This is a genomic window from Defluviitalea raffinosedens, assembly GCF_016908775.1.
Taxonomy (GTDB): domain Bacteria; phylum Bacillota; class Clostridia; order Lachnospirales; family Defluviitaleaceae; genus Defluviitalea; species Defluviitalea raffinosedens.
Map to the genome: position 1 here is coordinate 1 of NZ_JAFBEP010000023.1, position 16,659 is coordinate 16,659.

Genomic DNA, 16,659 nt, shown 5'->3' on the forward strand with positions numbered 1-16,659 from the left:
AGATAGGCTTAAGGTGAAAGCATGGTAACATGTTGAGCTGATAAGTACTAATAGGTCGAGGGCTTGACCTAAGAAAGCTTTAGCAGACAGTGTTTGGTTTTGAAGGTATAATATGGCCCATTGGTCAAGCGGTTAAGACACCGCCCTTTCACGGCGGTAACAGGGGTTCGAGTCCCCTATGGGTCATGAATATATGATTTTCGGTGGCGATGCGTCTATGGGAAACACCCATACCCATACCGAACATGACGGTTAAGCCATAGACGGCTGATGGTACTTGGCGGGAGACTGCCTGGGAGAGTAGGTGGCTGCCGAAATTAACGGGGTGTGGCTCAGCTTGGCTAGAGCGCTTGATTTGGGATCAAGAGGTCGCAGGTTCGAATCCTGTCACCCCGATTCAAAGTATATATTACATATATTACCTTTAAGTATGTGCCTGTAGCTCAGCAGGATAGAGCAGTGGCCTTCTAAGCCACGTGTCCGGGGTTCGAATCCCTGCAGGCACGCTTATATGGTGGATATAGCTCAGTTGGTTAGAGCGCCAGATTGTGGCTCTGGAGGCCGTGGGTTCGAGTCCCACTATCCACCCTGATTAATTATTTGGTAATGGGGGCTACTAGCTCAGTCGGTAGAGCACTGGACTTTTAATCCAGGTGTCCCGGGTTCGAGTCCCGGGTAGCTCATATTTTAAAAAATGCGCGAGTGGCTCAGTGGTGGAGCATCGCCTTGCCAAGGCGAGGGTCGCGGGTTCGAATCCCGTCTCGCGCTTTACAATTCAAAATTTAACATTGGGTAGTCGCCAAGCGGTAAGGCACAGGACTTTGACTCCTGCATGCGAAGGTTCGAATCCTTCCTACCCAGCCAGAGCACCTAAAAAGGTGCTTTTTTATTACATAGGAAATTCCTTCGAATTTGATATACAATAAAAAGCCTTCCGGTTACATTTGAATATCAATATATAGAAAAAGCCAGATACTAAGTTTGCAGTATTGACTGTAAACTGTAGTGCCTGGCTTTTACTTTTAGACATTATAGCAGCGAATTAAATCTTCCAAAGTATCTCTTCTTCGGATTAATATATGGTCTCCGTTTTCTTTGATGAGAACCTCGGCAGGACGAAGGCGATTATTATAATTTGAGCTCATTACATGGCCATAAGCGCCTGCGTCTAAAACGCCTAATAAATCTCCTTCAAAAATTTCTGGAAGTAATCTGTTTTTTGCAATGATATCTCCACTTTCACAAATATTTCCTACGATAATTACAGGTTCTTTTTTAGTTGATGGAAGATCAGAATTTCTATAAATTTCTATGTCATGGTGAGAATCATACATAATTGGCCTTTGCAAGACATTAAATCCTAAGTCTGTTCCGACATATTTGTTGTCATAATTTATTTTAATAGCATGAACTGTTCCTAATAGAACACCGCATTCAGCTGAAATATATCGACCGGGTTCAATTTTAAAGGTAATATTCTTTCCATAGGATTTTACCCATTCATTTAAAATCGAATCCAGTTCTTTTCCCAGGGAGGATAAATCTAAACGCGCTTCATTTTCTTGTTTGTGATAAGGAATACCAAATCCTCCACCTAAATCAACAAACTCAAGATCTTCAAAGTTTTCAGCTAAAGATAAGATAGATTTTATTCCTTGTATATATGCAGATCCTTCCATAAATAATGAACCTATGTGCTGATTGATTCCTACCAATTTAAGATTATATTTTTTAAGAATTTCTTTCACTTGAGGAATGAAATTTGGATCAACACCGAATTTTGTTTCTTTTCCTCCTGTGATTACTTTTTTATGGTGACCTGCGCCTACACCAGGATTGAAGCGAATCGCAACAGAGCCACCAGGATTGATTTTTCCAAATAGCTCTAATTGAGAAAGGGAATCTACACTTACAGTAATCTTTCTGTCAATGGCAAACTTCATTTCATCTGCGGATACATTATTGCTTATGAACAATATTTGCTCGGGTTTAAATCCTGCCTGTAATTCTAAAAATATCTCTCCCGGTGACATGGCGTCTACATTTAAACCTTCTTCAAGAGCAATTTTTAGGAGTTGTAAATTACTATTTGCCTTAACGGAATAGTTAACAGAAAAATTAGGATAAGATACGAGGTTTTTCATTTCTCTGCAACGTTCACGAAAAATTCGCTCATTATAAACATATAAAGGACTTCCATATTCTTCTATTAATTCAAATGGATCAGAATTGCCGAAAAAATTAAGGCTTTGCGTTACATTTGAATATACATACTGCATTTTAAAACTCCTTTCAAAAAATCTTTTAGCTGTATATGTTTTATGCGGCTTTAAACAAATTACTCGTATTTTAAGACTATATTATTTTTGATAATAGTTGTCAAGTATTTCGATGCAATTTATAGATTTTTGTTACAATTGCAAGAAAATATATTGGTAATTCATCATATAGAATTCTTTTTGACATACTTTTTTATTACAAGGATAATCTGGATTCTTTCTTATAGTACATTTTCTTTTTTTATTATATAATACATAATACGAGATAATAGAAGATTGAAACACTATTAGGAGTGAAGAAATTTGGATATTTTTGAATATACCCGACAAAAAACAATGAAAAATGAATCTCCTTTAGCGGCAAGGATGAGACCTGCAACTTTGGAGGAGTTTGAGGGGCAAGAACATATTATAGGAAAGGACAAACTTCTTTATAGGGCAATTAAGGCTGATCAATTAAGTTCAATTATTTTTTACGGTCCTCCCGGAACTGGTAAGACGACTCTGGCAAAAATCATTGCAAATACTACAAAATCTGAATTTTGTCAACTGAATGCAACTACATCGGGAAAAAAAGAAATTACTGAAGTAGTGGAAGAAGCAAAGACTCGATTAGGCATGACTGCCAAAAAAACAATTCTGTTTATAGATGAAATTCATCGCTTTAATAAGGCACAGCAGGATGCTTTGCTTCCCCATGTGGAAGATGGAACAATTATTCTTATTGGAGCAACAACAGAAAACCCTTATTTCGAAGTGAATAAGGCATTGGTATCCAGGTCAAGAATATTTGAGCTTAAACCTTTATCTCAGCAAAATATTAAAAATTTAATTCTTAGAGCATTGAAAGATGAGAAAAAAGGGCTGGGTAGTTTCAATGCAGATATTACTGACGAAGCATTGGAATTTTTAGCTGATATGGCTAATGGTGATGCAAGAGCGGCGATTAATGCCATAGAATTAGGAGTACTTACAACACAACCTTCCGAAGATGGGAAAATTCATATTACTTTGGAAGTAGCACAGGAATGTATTCAAAGAAGAGCGCTCAATTACGATAAAGATGGGGACAATCATTATGACACCATATCTGCTTTTATAAAAAGTATGAGAGGTTCTGATCCTGATGCTGCTGTTTATTATTTGGCCAGAATGCTTTATGCTGGAGAAGATCCAAAATTTATAGCCAGAAGAATTATCATATGTGCTGCAGAAGATGTTGGAAATGCAGATCCTAATGCATTGCAGGTAGCTGTCGCCGCAGCACAGGCAGTCGATTTTATCGGTATGCCTGAAGGAAGGATCATATTAGCACAGGCAGCTATATATGTTGCTTGCGCTCCGAAGAGCAATGGAGCCATTGTGGCTATAGATGCAGCACTGGAAGATGTTAAAAATATCAGGATTAAGGGTATCCCCTCTCATTTAAGAGATGCTCATTACCCGGGAGCTAAAGAATTAGGCCATGGGGCAGGATATAAATATGCACATGCATACCCAGGAAATTATGTCAGTCAGCAATATCTTCCGGATGAACTTCTGGATCGCGTGTATTACATTCCGACAGATAACGGATATGAAGCTGTTATCAAAAGTATTCAAGCTTCAAGGAATTCCGCCCAGTTTTAATGATTCGCAAAAAAGCCCGGAAATGATCCACTAAATATTACAGCGCCTCGTCTATAGGCGCTTTTTTATTACATAGGAAATTCCTTCGGATTTCTTGTCCCAAAAGTCTTTTGGCAGAATGGAAACTTACCCGTATTGCAGTTTGTCGGTTTTGTCATAATATTGTTTTTTACATTATTATCCAGATATATATTTATATTTTATGTAAATACTAATGGCGTAACAAATAATTAATATTTTAAGGAGGATTCATTAAATGGCAAAAAACAATAATAACAAAAATAACAATGAAAACAGAAACAATAACGACAATTTAGATTTTGCAAATGAATTGGTTCCTGAAAACGAAAAAAATAACAAAAACAATAAAGACAAAACTAACAAAACAAAATAGTAAGATCTGTTAGGATTACAATCAAAATCCCCATGTTTTCATGGGGATTTTTGCTGTAATAATGTATTGACGGACATAAAAAAGTAATATATACTAAAAGAACCCCACCCAGGGTGGGGATAGAAGGAGGTGTTAAGATGGTAAAAAAGCAATTTGAAATCTCTGGTATGACTTGTGCAGCTTGTGCCAGAGCTGTTGAAAGAAGTGTAAAAAAACTAAACGGCGTAATAGAAGCAGGGGTTAATTTAGCTTCTGAAAGATTGAACATAGAATATGATGAAGAAAAACTGGATATATATCAGATTATACAAGCTGTAGAAAAAGCAGGATATAAGGCTAAAGAGCATACAGAAGTTAAGGAAGTCCATTTACCTATAGCCGGAATGACTTGTGCAGCCTGTGTCAGGGCAGTAGAACGCTCTCTTAAAAAGTTGGACGGAATAGAGAGTGTCAGTGTGAATCTTGCTACTGAAACCGCTGCGATAAAATATAATCCTTTTCAATTGAGACTTTCAGATATAAAGGAAGCAATCATTAAGGCAGGGTATCAACCCTTGGAGTCAAAAACGGAAAATCAGACGGACAATGAAAAAGACCGAAAGGAAAAGGAAATAAAGAGATTGTGGCATCAATTTACTTTATCCGCAGTATTTGCAATTCCTCTCCTTTATATAGCCATGGGACATATGGTCGGTGCTCCCTTGCCGGCTTTCCTGACAGGACATCATAATGCGTTAAATTTTGCGTTGATTCAATTAATTTTGACCATTCCTATCGTTATTGCAGGACGCAAATTTTACACCGTAGGTTTCAGAACATTATTTAAAGGAGCTCCGAATATGGACTCGTTAATTGCATTAGGAACCAGCGCAGCAATTCTTTATGGCTTGTTTGCAGTATATAAAATCATTACAGGAACTCCCCATGAAGTTGAAGCTTATTCTATGGATTTATATTTTGAATCGGCTGGTGTCATTATTACACTCATTTCTTTGGGAAAATATCTCGAAGCTGTGGCGAAAGGGAGAACATCTGAGGCGATTAAAAAATTAATGGGGCTTGCGCCTAAAACAGCTGTTTTGATTAAAGAAGGAAAGGAAATAGAAATTCCTATTGAAGAGGTACAGGTTGGAGATATATTATTGGTTAAACCAGGACAGAAAATTCCGGTAGACGGTGAAGTTATTAAGGGAAATACTTCCGTGGATGAATCCATGCTGACCGGAGAAAGTATTCCTGTAGAGAAAAAAGAAGGCGATCAAGTTATAGGTGCCAGTATTAACAAAACAGGATCTATACAGTTTAGAGCTACTAAAGTTGGAAAAGATACAGTTTTGTCTCAAATTGTGAAGCTGGTAGAAGAGGCTCAAGGATCAAAAGCTCCTATTGCTAGGCTTGCAGATATTATCAGTGGTTATTTTGTGCCAATAGTATTGATTATAGCATTCATATCAGGGGCAGCGTGGTACTTTACTGGCCATTCTCTTATATTTTCACTTACGATGTTGATTTCCGTATTGGTGATTGCCTGTCCATGTGCATTGGGATTGGCAACGCCAACAGCGATTATGGTTGGGACCGGTAAAGGAGCAGAATATGGAGTTTTGATCAAAAGTGGAACAGCTCTTGAAACCGCTCATAAGGTGCACACCATTGTTTTTGATAAAACAGGCACTATTACAGAAGGCAGACCTGAGGTGACGGATATTATTACTGCGAATGGAATAAGCGAAGAAGAAATTCTTTCTTTGGCAGCATCTGCAGAAAAAGGATCTGAGCATCCACTAGGGGAATCGATTATAAGGGCGGCGGAGAATAAGGGAATTATGTTACAAGATATGGAGACATTTAATGCGATTCCTGGCCACGGAATAGAAGTAACGATAGAAGGAAGGCAAGTAATCCTTGGCAATAAAAAACTCATGGATGACCGAAATGTGAATATCCGAGAATTTGAAACAGTATCTGATCGATTGGCTATGGAAGGGAAAACCCCTATGTACGTAGCAGAAGGGAACAGGCTGCTTGGAATCATTGCGGTGGCCGATGTGGTAAAAGAAAATAGTGCAAAGGCAATTAAAAAACTTCATGATCTGGGCATCGAAGTTGCTATGATTACAGGAGATCATAGAAGAACTGCTGAGGCCATAGCCAGAAAGGTTGGCATTGACAGGGTATTTGCTGAAGTTTTGCCAGAAGATAAAGCCAATGAAGTTAAAAAATTGCAGGAAGAAGGAAAAAAGGTTGCAATGGTTGGAGACGGGATTAATGATGCTCCTGCCTTGGCTCAGGCTGATGTTGGTATTGCCATTGGTTCTGGTACAGATATTGCAATGGAATCCGCAGACATTGTATTGATGAAAAGCGATTTGCTGGATGTAGTTACTGCTCTTCAATTAAGCAGAAGTACAATAACAAATATTAAGCAAAACTTATTTTGGGCATTTTTCTATAATAGTGCAGGAATTCCTTTGGCAGCAGGAGTATTTTACGCCTTTGGAGGACCAAAACTTAATCCTATGTTTGCCGCAGCAGCCATGAGTTTTAGCTCTGTTTCTGTACTTTTAAATGCCCTTCGACTGAAGAAATTTAAGCCAGCTAAGTAAATCTTATGATTTATAGATTTATAATAAATTAAATAATGGAGGCGTATATAATGAAGAAAAAACTTTATATTGAAGGTATGAGCTGTGAACACTGTGTGAAACATGTAAAAGATGCCTTAAGTGAAATCCCTGGGGTCGGTACTGTAGAAGTAGATCTAAAAAATAAATATGCAATCGTTGAATCAACAGCTGAGATTTCTGATGAGACATTAAAGAATGCCGTAGTTGAAGAAGCTGGGTATGAGCTTATAAAAATTGAGAATCTATAGATGAATAACCCTCGAGGATCTTATGTCCAAGAGGGTTATTATATGTTTCTTTTCAATATCTTCAGATCTTCTTTTGTAATACTTTGAAGTAAAAATAGGAAGATAATGTAGGAAGCAGCAAGGGCGATAAGGGTAAAAGTCATGGACCAGCGTAAAGAGAACTGAGTTAATAGATAATGGTTCATGATATATTTTGCAGTTAAAGCAGATGAAGTTGCGGCTAAACCTGGTCTGATCACCCATTTGCTCAGTTCTAAAGTTAATGAAGTAAATTTAAGAACTTTTCTTAAATGTAACAGAGTGATGGTAATGGAACTTACTATGACTGCCCATAGAAAACCTTTAAATCCAAACATGGGTACAAAAAAGTAGATAAAGAGTATAGAAATGATCGATCCAATAACATTGTGTTTAAAGGTAGCAACCTGTTGCCCCAATCCATTTAATATTCCGGCTAAAGTAGTCTGAAGGTAAAAGAAGGGGCATATCCATGCCATTGAATAAAGCATATCGCCTACGTCTTCTTGGTTATAAACGGTTAACCCCAATTCTTTGGAAAACACTGCAAAAAGGCAAGTGGCCCCAATCCCTATTAAAGATGTAAAATGGATTGATTTAGAGACTGTCCGATGAATTTGTCTGGTATTGTTTACAGCCTTGGCTTCAGAAACGGCAGGCACCAGTGCTACGGATAAAGAGCCTGTTACCATAGAAGGAAAGAAGATCAAAGGCATGGCCATTCCGCTGAATTGACCATATATGCTTATTGCTTCGGTGTTGGACATACCAAAGGCTTGAAGCTGTATAGGAATCATAATATTTTCTATCGAACTTAAAAGAGATGTGATAAATCTGTTGCCTGTCAAAGGAATCGCCATAGCCAGTAATGCACTATATGCTTGAAACAAATTTAACGTTGGCTTTTTGATTATTTTTTTTCTTTGCTTATTTCTTTTATAGGATATGCATACATATAGGAAGGATATGAATTCTCCTGCACATATTCCGATGACGGAAAGTGCACATGCATAAGACAATCCTTTTGGAATAAAGAAAGAAGCTAAAAAATATATAATAAGCATTCTTGAAATTTGTTCCAGAACTTGAGAAACAGCTGGTTTTGTCATTTCCTGCATACCATAAAAATATCCTTTTATAGATGATGCAGCCGCCATAAAAGGAACACATACAGCCAGAATTTTTAGTGATAAGATCGTCCTAGGTTCTTTAAGGATTGATGAAGCAATCCATGGAGCAAAATAATAAATGAATGCGGAAATAATAAATCCTATTCCTACGGATAATAATACAGATATTTTTACTATACGATGCATGTTACCATATTCTCTTTTGGCATTTTCTTGAGCAACCAGTTTAGATACGCTTAAAGATATTCCTGAAGCTGAAATAGTCCAGGCGAGCATATAAATAGGAAAGATCAGCTGATAGAGTCCCATGCCTTCTGCTCCGATGAGATTGGACATGTAAATTCTATAAATGAATCCAAGAATTCTTGTGATAAAACTGGCAGCAGTTAGGATGAGCGCTCCTGTTACCAAATTCTTTTTTGCCATGCAGCACCTGCTTTCAATTCGGACGGTACTACAATTTATTCTAAAAGAACTTGTACTATGCAATATTAATGACGAATATTTTGCATTTCATTTTATAAGATGTTATGGATGTTTGGTTTTAGAGAGAAGTTCATTTTTCATACACAGAACTTCAACAAAGAAGCATTAAGGTTGAGAAATATATACTTTTTCTGTATAATTATAATTATAAAATGAAATTTCACAAAGGATACATTCCTTAGAAAAATAAGGAAAGAGGGGCTTCGATGGAACTTAATGAATGGAAAAGAATGTTAATTCCATATGAACAAGCAGTTGAAGAACTTAAAATAAAATTTAAAGGAATAAGAAATGAGTACAGGAAATTAGGTGAATATTCACCTATTGAATTTGTAACGGGCAGAGTAAAAAAAATATCAAGCATTTTAGAAAAAGCAAAGAAAAAGCAAATACCTCTTACTGAGATAGAAGAAAAGATAGAAGATATTGCAGGTATCAGAATTATGTGTCAATTTGTCAAAGACATTAATAAAGTTGTTGAATTGATTCGTGCACGTGACGGTAAAGATTTGAAAATTGTTGAAGAAAGAGATTATATCAAAAATATTAAACCCAGTGGATACAGAAGTTATCATATTATTGTTTTGTATCCTGTCCAGACGGCAGAAGGGCAAAAGGAAATCCTAACTGAAATTCAAATACGTACATTGGCAATGAATTTTTGGGCGACGATTGAACATTCTTTGCGCTATAAATATAATAAAAATATGCCTGACTATATTCAGCAGCGGCTTATTAAGGCAGCAGAAGCTGCTTTTATCCTAGATCAGGAAATGGCGGAAATCAGGGAAGAAATCTTGAAAGCAGAAGAGCAATTCAGAGCAAAATCCAATATTGTTTCAGATATATTTTGCAATATACACAATCTGTGCAGTGGCGGCATTGAAGAAGCAGGGGAACTGTACCAAAAATTTTGGGAATTATGGGAAGAAGGAGATATTGAGAAACTTCAAGATTTCAACAAAAAGGTAGATACTTTGGCAGAAATTTATGGTGCACAAAAGTTAATGTGATCAATCATGTTATATGGCACACCGAAAGGTGTGCCAATTTAATGTGACGGCTTTGATCCAAAGTATTGATAAAAATCTACTTTAATTCTGCCGTTGTAGAGTTTTCGCTTTTTATCTGCTTTTTTACCATACAGCTTTTCAAAATTTTCAACGGAAGTAAGAATGTACACAGACCAAGTATCTTGATTCTTGAAGATATTTCCCAGAGTGCGATAGAGTTTGGCAACTTCTTGTTCTTCTCCGATTCTTTCCCCATAGGGAGGATTACTAATTAAAATTCCATAGGGTTCTTCGATTTTAATTTTTTTTGCATCTTTTACTTCAAAGTAGATACAGTCGTCAACTCCTGCTTCAATAGCATTTTCCTTTGCAATCTCAATAGCGTTGGGGTCAACATCGGAAGCAAATATTTTAATTTGACTATTTTGGTCAATAGCTTGAAATGCTTTTGCCTTTTCTTTTTTCCAAATTTCTTTGTTAATCTGAGGCCAAGCTTCGCAGGCAAAGGATCTGCCTAATCCTGGAGCAATATTTCTTCCTATCATAGCGGCTTCTATGGGAATGGTCCCTGAACCGCAGAAAAAATCATACAGTCTTCTGTTTTTATTCCAATAGCTTATCTGGACTAAGGCAGCAGCAAGGGTTTCTTTTAATGGGGCTTCTACAGATTTTGTCCGATAACCTCTCTTATGAAGGCCGGCTCCACTTGTATCAATTGTTAAAGTAACAAGATCTTTTAAAATAGATACTTGGATTTTATATTCCGGACCAGTTTCATGAAACCATTCCACATGATATTTCTGCTTTAATTTCTCGACTACTGCTTTCTTTACGATGGCCTGACAATCAGGAACACTATAGAGTTTTGATTTAACAGACTTTCCTACGACAGTAAATTTTGCATCTTCTATGATCCATTGCTCCCAGGGAAGAGTCTTGGTCTTTTCAAATAACTCATCAAAAGTATATGCTTCAAATTCTCCTATTTGTAAAAGAACACGGTCCGCTGTACGAAGCCATAGATTCGTTCTGACTATGGCTTCTTCATTGCCTGTAAATGTAACTTTGCCGTCTGAAACCTGGACGTCGGTATATCCTAAATGAATTAACTCATTTTTAACAATGGATTCCAGTCCAAAGGTAGAGGTTGCAATTAGTTTTATATCTGCCATAATTATTCTCCTTATTAAAGTATTCCTTTCTTCATTATGTACATTTTATGGACAAATCATCATAATCATCATCATATCATAAAGAAAACGTTTTGAAAAAGAAAAATTGATTGACGAATGCACTCAATAATAGTATTCTTATAAAATTGGTTAAGATTTATTTTTTAAAATTCAATAATTCTGCACAAAATGAATGTGGATGATATAATGGGAATAGCGGTTAATGAAAATCTATTGACAGTAAAAAAATAAAGTGTTATGCTTATACTAAAAAGCCGACTACATAGGTAGGAATTGAATCTTGAGGTGAGAGTATGAAATTATCTACTAAGGGAAGATATGGATTAAAGGCAATGGTTGACTTGGCAGTCCATAGCCAGGATAAGCATATTGCGTTAAGGCATATAGCTGAGAGGCAAGACATATCTGAGCACTATCTGGAGCAATTAATTGCAGTTCTAAGAAAAGCTGGATTGGTAAAGAGCATTCGAGGTGCTCAAGGAGGTTATTCCCTAGCTCTTTCTCCAGAAGAAATCACAGTAGGAGATATCCTAAGGGCCCTAGAAGGGTCTCTGGCGCCAGTGGATTGTGTGAGTGAAAATCCAGTGTTTGAATGTACTGGATTTAATTGTTGTGTTACAAGAACCGTATGGAAAAAAATAGGCGATAAAATTAATGAAGTCGTTGACTCCATTACCCTTCAGGATTTAATAGAAGAGTATGAAAAATTAAATCATGACAAAGAGTATATGTATTATATCTAACTTTGACAAAGTTTAAACGAGGAGTGATCAAACATGCAGAAGATTTATTTTGACCATGCTGCTACAACTGCTATGCATCCACAAGTTGTAGAAGCAATGTTGCCATACTTTACAGAGAATTTTGGCAACCCATCCAGTATCTATGAAATTGCAAGAAAGAATAAACAAGCTTTAGATGAATCAAGAGATAAAATTGCCAAATTATTAGGTGCAGATCCTAAAGAAATCTATTTTACCAGTGGCGGAACAGAATCTGATAACTGGGCTATTAAAGGAATTGCTGAAGCTTATAAAAATAAAGGAAACCATATTATTACTTCTGCAATTGAACATCATGCAGTACTTCATACTTGCGAATATTTAGAAAGCCAAGGCTATGAAGTGACTTATCTTCCTGTAAATGAATATGGACAAGTTGATCCCCAGGATGTTTTAAAGGCTATCAAGGATACAACCATTCTCATTACTATTATGTATGCCAATAATGAAATTGGCACAATTCAGCCTATCGAAGAAATAGGGAAAATAGCAAGAGAAAAAGGCATAGTATTTCATACGGATGCTGTTCAGGCTGTGGGACATATACCCATTGATGTGAAAAAAGCAAATGTTGATTTACTTTCTCTTTCAGGACACAAATTTCATGGTCCTAAAGGCGTAGGTGTATTATACATAAGAAAAGGAGTAAAAATTAAACCTCTGCTTCATGGGGGTGCACAAGAAAGGGGCCGCAGAGGCGGAACCGAAAACGTGGCAGGTATCGTAGGTTTAGCTAAAGCTCTGGAACTGGCACTCGAGAATATGGAAGAAAATAATAAAAAGATGACTGAACTCAGAGATTATATTATAAAAGAAGTTACCAGCAGAATAGACCATGTAAAATTAAATGGTCATCCTACTGACAGATTGCCTAATAATATTAATTTTACTTTTGATTTTATTGAAGGAGAGTCACTCCTGCTATTATTAGACATGAAAGGGATCTATGCATCCAGCGGTTCTGCATGTACATCGGGTTCATTAGATCCATCCCATGTATTGCTGGCAATTGGTCTTCCTCATGAAAAAGCTCACGGTTCCCTGAGAATTACCCTAGGAGATGAAAATACCAAAGAAGAAGCAGATTATTTCTTGGAGGTATTGCCATCTATCGTTCAAAGATTAAGAGATATGTCTCCTTTATATGAAGCTTATAAAAAAGAACAAAATCTATAACAAAAAAAGAGGTGCTTAAAAATGATGTACAGTGAGAAAGTAATGGATCATTTTATGAATCCTAGAAATGTTGGAGAAATTGAAAATCCTTCCGGAGTAGGAACGGTTGGAAACGCTAAATGTGGAGATATAATGAAAATATATCTTGATATTGAAGATAATATTATTAAGGATGTAAAGTTTAAGACTTTTGGATGTGGAGCAGCTGTTGCAACAAGCAGTATGGCAACAGAATTAGTAAAAGGTAAAACCATACAGGAAGCAATGAAAGTAACCAACAAAGCAGTTATGGAAGCTTTGGATGGATTGCCGCCTGTAAAAGTTCATTGTTCTGTATTGGCAGAACAGGCTCTTCAGGCTGCTTTATGGGATTATGCACAAAAAAATGGAATAGAGATTGAAGGATTGACACCGCCTAAAGAGGATGATGATCACCATGATATTCCAGAGGATAATGAGTAAATTATTTGAGGTGAAGTAATGACTAAAAAAAAGGTTGTTATTGGAATGTCTGGTGGAGTGGACAGTTCAGTAGCTGCATATCTTTTGAAAGAGCAAGGATATGATGTCATTGGAATGACCATGCAAATTTGGCAAGATGAATCAAGAGATGAGATAGAGGACCACGGTGGCTGCTGTGGTCTCTCTGCTGTTGATGATGCAAGAAGAGTATGCCAAAAAATTGGAATTCCCCATTATGTAATGAATTTTAAAAATGATTTTAAGAATAAAGTCATTGATTATTTTGTAGAGGAATATACGAAAGGCAGAACACCTAATCCTTGTATTGCATGCAACAGATATGTCAAATGGGAATCCATGCTTCATAAAGCTCTTCAATTAGGGGCGGATTATATTGCCACCGGGCACTATGCGAAAGTTGTATATTTATCAGATATCGGAAGATATGCTCTTAAAATATCTTCTGCAGTTGGGAAAGATCAGACTTATGCATTATATAACCTTACTCAGGATCAACTTAGGCATACATTAATGCCTTTGGGAGATTATGATAAGGATACTACCCGTAAAATTGCAAAGGAAATTGGATTACCTGTTGCGACAAAACCAGACAGCCAAGAGATCTGTTTTATTCCTGACAATAATTACGGTAACTATATCGAGCAAAATTATGATTTTTCAATTCCTAAAGGGAATTTTGTAGATACAAAAGGTAATGTATTAGGAAAGCATAAAGGAATCATTCATTATACAGTCGGACAAAGAAAGGGATTAGGAATATCCTTTGGCAAACCGATGTATGTCGTAGAAATCAGGCCTCAAACCAATGAAGTGGTATTGGGAGAAAATGATGAGATTTTTCAAAAGGTTTTATATGCAGACAATCTTAATTTTATGCCTTTTGAAACTTTGGAAGGGCCTATGAGAGTTCATGCGAAAATTCGATACAGTCATAAGTTGGCTCCCTGTGTTATAACGATGCATGATGATCATACAGTAAAATGTGAGTTTGATGAACCTCAGAGAGCTATTACCCCTGGGCAGGCAGTTGTGTTTTATGATCATGATATGGTTGTAGGGGGAGGCACCATTTTATTTGGGGAAAATAAGTGAATATAAAGTTAATTAATAAAACCCTTGGGTATCCCAGGGGTTTTATTATGCAAATGATTCTGTTTTTGCAAGTTTTTGAAATTATTGTTTTTACAAAAGGCAATTTTAATAAATTAAATTATAAAAAATATGATTAATTACTAAAAAAATTGGAGATAAATCATAAAGAAATTACAAAAAACAATATAGGGTTGATTTTATTTTTTTCTACATGTTAGAATGTTTATGTTTGCATACAACATAAAAAAGCAGGGGGTTAGATATGGAAGATTACACCAAGATTATTTTTGCTCTAATTGGAGGTTTAGGATTATTTATTTATGGGATGCAGATTATGGCAGAAGGCCTTCAAAAATCTGCAGGAAATAAGATGAAAAAATTGTTAGAGATCCTGACAAATAATCGTTTCATGGGTGTGTTGGTTGGTGCCGGTGTTACGGCTATTATTCAAAGCAGTTCTGCCACTACAGTTATGGTAGTTGGTTTTGTGAATGCCGGATTAATGAATTTAACTCAGGCTGCAGGCGTCATAATGGGAGCAAATATTGGGACCACAGTTACTGGTTGGATTGTATCCAGTGCAGAGTGGGCAAAGTTGTTAAATCCTTCTGAATTGGCTCCATTAGCGATAGCAATTGGAGTTGTCATGATGTTATTTGCGAAGAAAAAAGCTATAAAGCAAATTGGTGAAATTATTGCAGGGTTTGGTATTCTCTTTGTTGGATTAGATATGATGGGAGATGCGGTTAAGCCACTTAGAAATTCTCCGGTCTTTGCAGAAGTATTTTTAACTTTAGGACACAATCCTCTTTTAGGAGTTTTCGCAGGATTTGCAGTTACAGCGATCATTCAAAGCAGTTCGGCTTCCGTAGGGATTCTTCAGACTTTGGCGGCGGCTTCTTTGGTGCCCTGGAGTGCTGCTGTATACATCATTATGGGACAAAATATCGGTACTTGTGTTACAGCAATGCTTTCAAGTATTGGTGCGACAAAGAATGCAAAGAGGGCAGCCTACATCCATTTATTATTTAACATAATAGGAACAATTATATTCTCAATACTTGCTGTTGTATATTTTTATTTTATTAATCCACATTTTGGTTTGGAATTAATTGGTATGACTGAAATAAGTATTGTTCACACGATCTTTAATATAGCCAATACAATCATTTTATTTCCTTTTGCTGGAATGCTTGTTTATTTATCAGGAATATTTGTTAGAGGAAAAGATGAAGAAGATGAAAGTGGTCTTCGTCATTTAGACGAAAGAATTCTTGAAACACCTACTTTTGCAGTTGAAAATGCTATTAAAGAAGTGGTAAGAATGGGGCACATGGCTGCAGAAAATACAAAATTGGCTATAGAAGCCTTGCTAGAGAAGGACGAGAAAAAAGTAGAGAAAGTATTTAAAAGAGAAAAAAATATTAATGTTCTTAACAGAACCATTACACCATACCTTGTTAAGATTTCAAATTCCCCGATTAATGAACAGCAAAGTTCTCTTGTTACAGGCCTGTTTCATACTGTTGGAGACATAGAAAGAGTAGGGGATCATGCAGAAAATATTGCAGAATTGGCTCAGTTTGCAATTGAGGAAAAAGTACAGTTATCGGATTCAGCAATACTGGAATTAAGGACGATGGCTGAAAAATGCATTGAATGTTTTGAAGATGCAATCCGGGCACGGGAAGAAAATGATCCAATATTGGCTAAGTCAGTAGAGCCTAATGAAGATATGGTTGATAAAATGGAAAAGGAACTTCGTAAAAGACATATAGAACGACTTGCTAAAAATGAATGCAGTGCTACATCAGGAGTAGTCTTCCTTGATGTAATAAGCAATTTAGAAAGAATCTCGGACCATGCGTCAAATATTGCTCTTTCAGTTCTTGACGGCCATAAATAATAAGACTTTAGTAAGGTAAGTTTGTACCATATTTTTTGAAATTTTTCTTGATATTTTGTATCATATTCGTTACAATATAAACGAAGATACAAAATATCTTTTTTTATTTAGAAGGTTTATTTTGCATATAAGGAATTAAATTTTACCGATTTGCAAATTCTTAAGGTTTTTGCATATTTTCTTTTAGCTTATGTGGGACCTAA

At 36.3% G+C, this 16,659-nt stretch carries 13 protein-coding genes, 7 tRNA genes and 1 rRNA gene; 18 read left to right on the plus strand and 3 right to left on the minus strand.

Annotation, left to right across the window (positions count from 1 at the left end):
* The first annotated feature begins 114 nt into the window (after nucleotides 1-114).
* The 8 genes from JOD07_RS13095 (at nucleotide 115) to JOD07_RS13130 (ending at nucleotide 864) form a co-directional block, all read left to right on the plus strand.
* Nucleotides 115-186: transfer RNA gene (locus JOD07_RS13095), tRNA-Glu, on the plus strand.
* A 13-nt stretch (nucleotides 187-199) separates the two neighbouring features.
* Nucleotides 200-317: ribosomal RNA gene (gene rrf / locus JOD07_RS13100) — 5S ribosomal RNA — on the plus strand.
* Between the two features lie 4 nt (nucleotides 318-321).
* Nucleotides 322-396, plus strand: a tRNA-Pro gene (locus JOD07_RS13105).
* 36 nt (nucleotides 397-432) lie between these two features.
* Nucleotides 433-506: transfer RNA gene (locus JOD07_RS13110), tRNA-Arg, on the plus strand.
* A gap of 8 nt (nucleotides 507-514) precedes the next feature.
* Nucleotides 515-588 (plus strand) — tRNA-His (locus JOD07_RS13115).
* Nucleotides 589-610: 22 nt separating this feature from the next.
* A tRNA-Lys gene (locus tag JOD07_RS13120) sits at nucleotides 611-683 on the plus strand.
* A gap of 13 nt (nucleotides 684-696) precedes the next feature.
* Nucleotides 697-768, plus strand: a tRNA-Gly gene (locus JOD07_RS13125).
* A gap of 21 nt (nucleotides 769-789) precedes the next feature.
* Nucleotides 790-864 (plus strand) — tRNA-Gln (locus tag JOD07_RS13130).
* Nucleotides 865-1,022: 158 nt separating this feature from the next.
* Here JOD07_RS13130 and lysA read toward each other — a convergent pair.
* The gene (gene lysA, locus JOD07_RS13135; RefSeq protein ID WP_158741774.1) at nucleotides 1,023-2,279 is read right to left on the minus strand and encodes a diaminopimelate decarboxylase; all 1,257 of its coding nucleotides are present in this window, start codon (nucleotides 2,277-2,279) and stop codon (nucleotides 1,023-1,025) included.
* 303 nt (nucleotides 2,280-2,582) lie between these two features.
* Between lysA and JOD07_RS13140 the strand changes: the two genes are divergently transcribed.
* The 4 genes from JOD07_RS13140 (at nucleotide 2,583) to JOD07_RS13155 (ending at nucleotide 7,177) form a co-directional block, all read left to right on the plus strand.
* The gene (locus JOD07_RS13140) at nucleotides 2,583-3,908 is read left to right on the plus strand and encodes an AAA family ATPase (protein ID WP_158741773.1); all 1,326 of its coding nucleotides are present in this window, start codon (nucleotides 2,583-2,585) and stop codon (nucleotides 3,906-3,908) included.
* A 256-nt stretch (nucleotides 3,909-4,164) separates the two neighbouring features.
* Complete coding sequence (locus tag JOD07_RS13145) at nucleotides 4,165-4,302, plus strand: hypothetical protein (protein WP_158741772.1); 138 nt, start codon at nucleotides 4,165-4,167, stop codon at nucleotides 4,300-4,302.
* A 137-nt stretch (nucleotides 4,303-4,439) separates the two neighbouring features.
* A complete protein-coding gene (locus JOD07_RS13150; protein ID WP_204614283.1) occupies nucleotides 4,440-6,908 on the plus strand; it encodes a heavy metal translocating P-type ATPase in 2,469 nt (822 codons plus the stop codon).
* A gap of 50 nt (nucleotides 6,909-6,958) precedes the next feature.
* On the plus strand, nucleotides 6,959-7,177 hold the full coding sequence (locus tag JOD07_RS13155; protein ID WP_204614285.1) for a heavy-metal-associated domain-containing protein: 219 nt from the start codon (nucleotides 6,959-6,961) through the stop codon (nucleotides 7,175-7,177).
* A 38-nt stretch (nucleotides 7,178-7,215) separates the two neighbouring features.
* Here JOD07_RS13155 and spoVB read toward each other — a convergent pair whose 3' ends face one another.
* Nucleotides 7,216-8,751 carry a stage V sporulation protein B gene (gene spoVB, locus JOD07_RS13160; protein ID WP_204614287.1) on the minus strand — a complete coding sequence of 512 codons (1,536 nt, stop codon included), beginning with the start codon at nucleotides 8,749-8,751 and terminating at the stop codon, nucleotides 7,216-7,218.
* Nucleotides 8,752-9,017: 266 nt separating this feature from the next.
* Between spoVB and yjbM the strand changes: the two genes are divergently transcribed.
* Nucleotides 9,018-9,824, plus strand: coding sequence for a GTP diphosphokinase (gene yjbM, locus JOD07_RS13165; protein WP_158741768.1), 807 nt, complete (start codon nucleotides 9,018-9,020; stop codon nucleotides 9,822-9,824).
* A gap of 38 nt (nucleotides 9,825-9,862) precedes the next feature.
* On the opposite strand, the gene JOD07_RS13170 is transcribed toward yjbM, so the two are convergent.
* Nucleotides 9,863-10,996: a THUMP domain-containing class I SAM-dependent RNA methyltransferase gene (locus tag JOD07_RS13170; protein ID WP_204614288.1), complete on the minus strand. Its 1,134-nt coding sequence runs from the start codon at nucleotides 10,994-10,996 to the stop codon at nucleotides 9,863-9,865.
* A 314-nt stretch (nucleotides 10,997-11,310) separates the two neighbouring features.
* On the opposite strand from JOD07_RS13170, the gene JOD07_RS13175 reads away from it, so the two are divergent.
* The 5 genes from JOD07_RS13175 to JOD07_RS13195 all read left to right on the plus strand — a co-directional run bounded on the left by JOD07_RS13175 (nucleotide 11,311) and on the right by JOD07_RS13195 (nucleotide 16,456).
* Nucleotides 11,311-11,760, plus strand: a complete 450-nt coding sequence (locus JOD07_RS13175; protein WP_158741766.1) for an RrF2 family transcriptional regulator — start codon at nucleotides 11,311-11,313, stop codon at nucleotides 11,758-11,760.
* Nucleotides 11,761-11,793: 33 nt separating this feature from the next.
* Nucleotides 11,794-12,975: a cysteine desulfurase NifS gene (nifS, locus tag JOD07_RS13180; protein ID WP_158741765.1), complete on the plus strand. Its 1,182-nt coding sequence runs from the start codon at nucleotides 11,794-11,796 to the stop codon at nucleotides 12,973-12,975.
* Between the two features lie 24 nt (nucleotides 12,976-12,999).
* On the plus strand, nucleotides 13,000-13,437 hold the full coding sequence (gene nifU, locus JOD07_RS13185) for a Fe-S cluster assembly scaffold protein NifU (protein WP_158741778.1): 438 nt from the start codon (nucleotides 13,000-13,002) through the stop codon (nucleotides 13,435-13,437).
* Nucleotides 13,438-13,455: 18 nt separating this feature from the next.
* Nucleotides 13,456-14,550, plus strand: a complete 1,095-nt coding sequence (gene mnmA, locus JOD07_RS13190; protein WP_158741764.1) for a tRNA 2-thiouridine(34) synthase MnmA — start codon at nucleotides 13,456-13,458, stop codon at nucleotides 14,548-14,550.
* 262 nt (nucleotides 14,551-14,812) lie between these two features.
* On the plus strand, nucleotides 14,813-16,456 hold the full coding sequence (locus JOD07_RS13195; protein WP_204614289.1) for a Na/Pi cotransporter family protein: 1,644 nt from the start codon (nucleotides 14,813-14,815) through the stop codon (nucleotides 16,454-16,456).
* Nucleotides 16,457-16,659 lie beyond the last annotated feature (203 nt).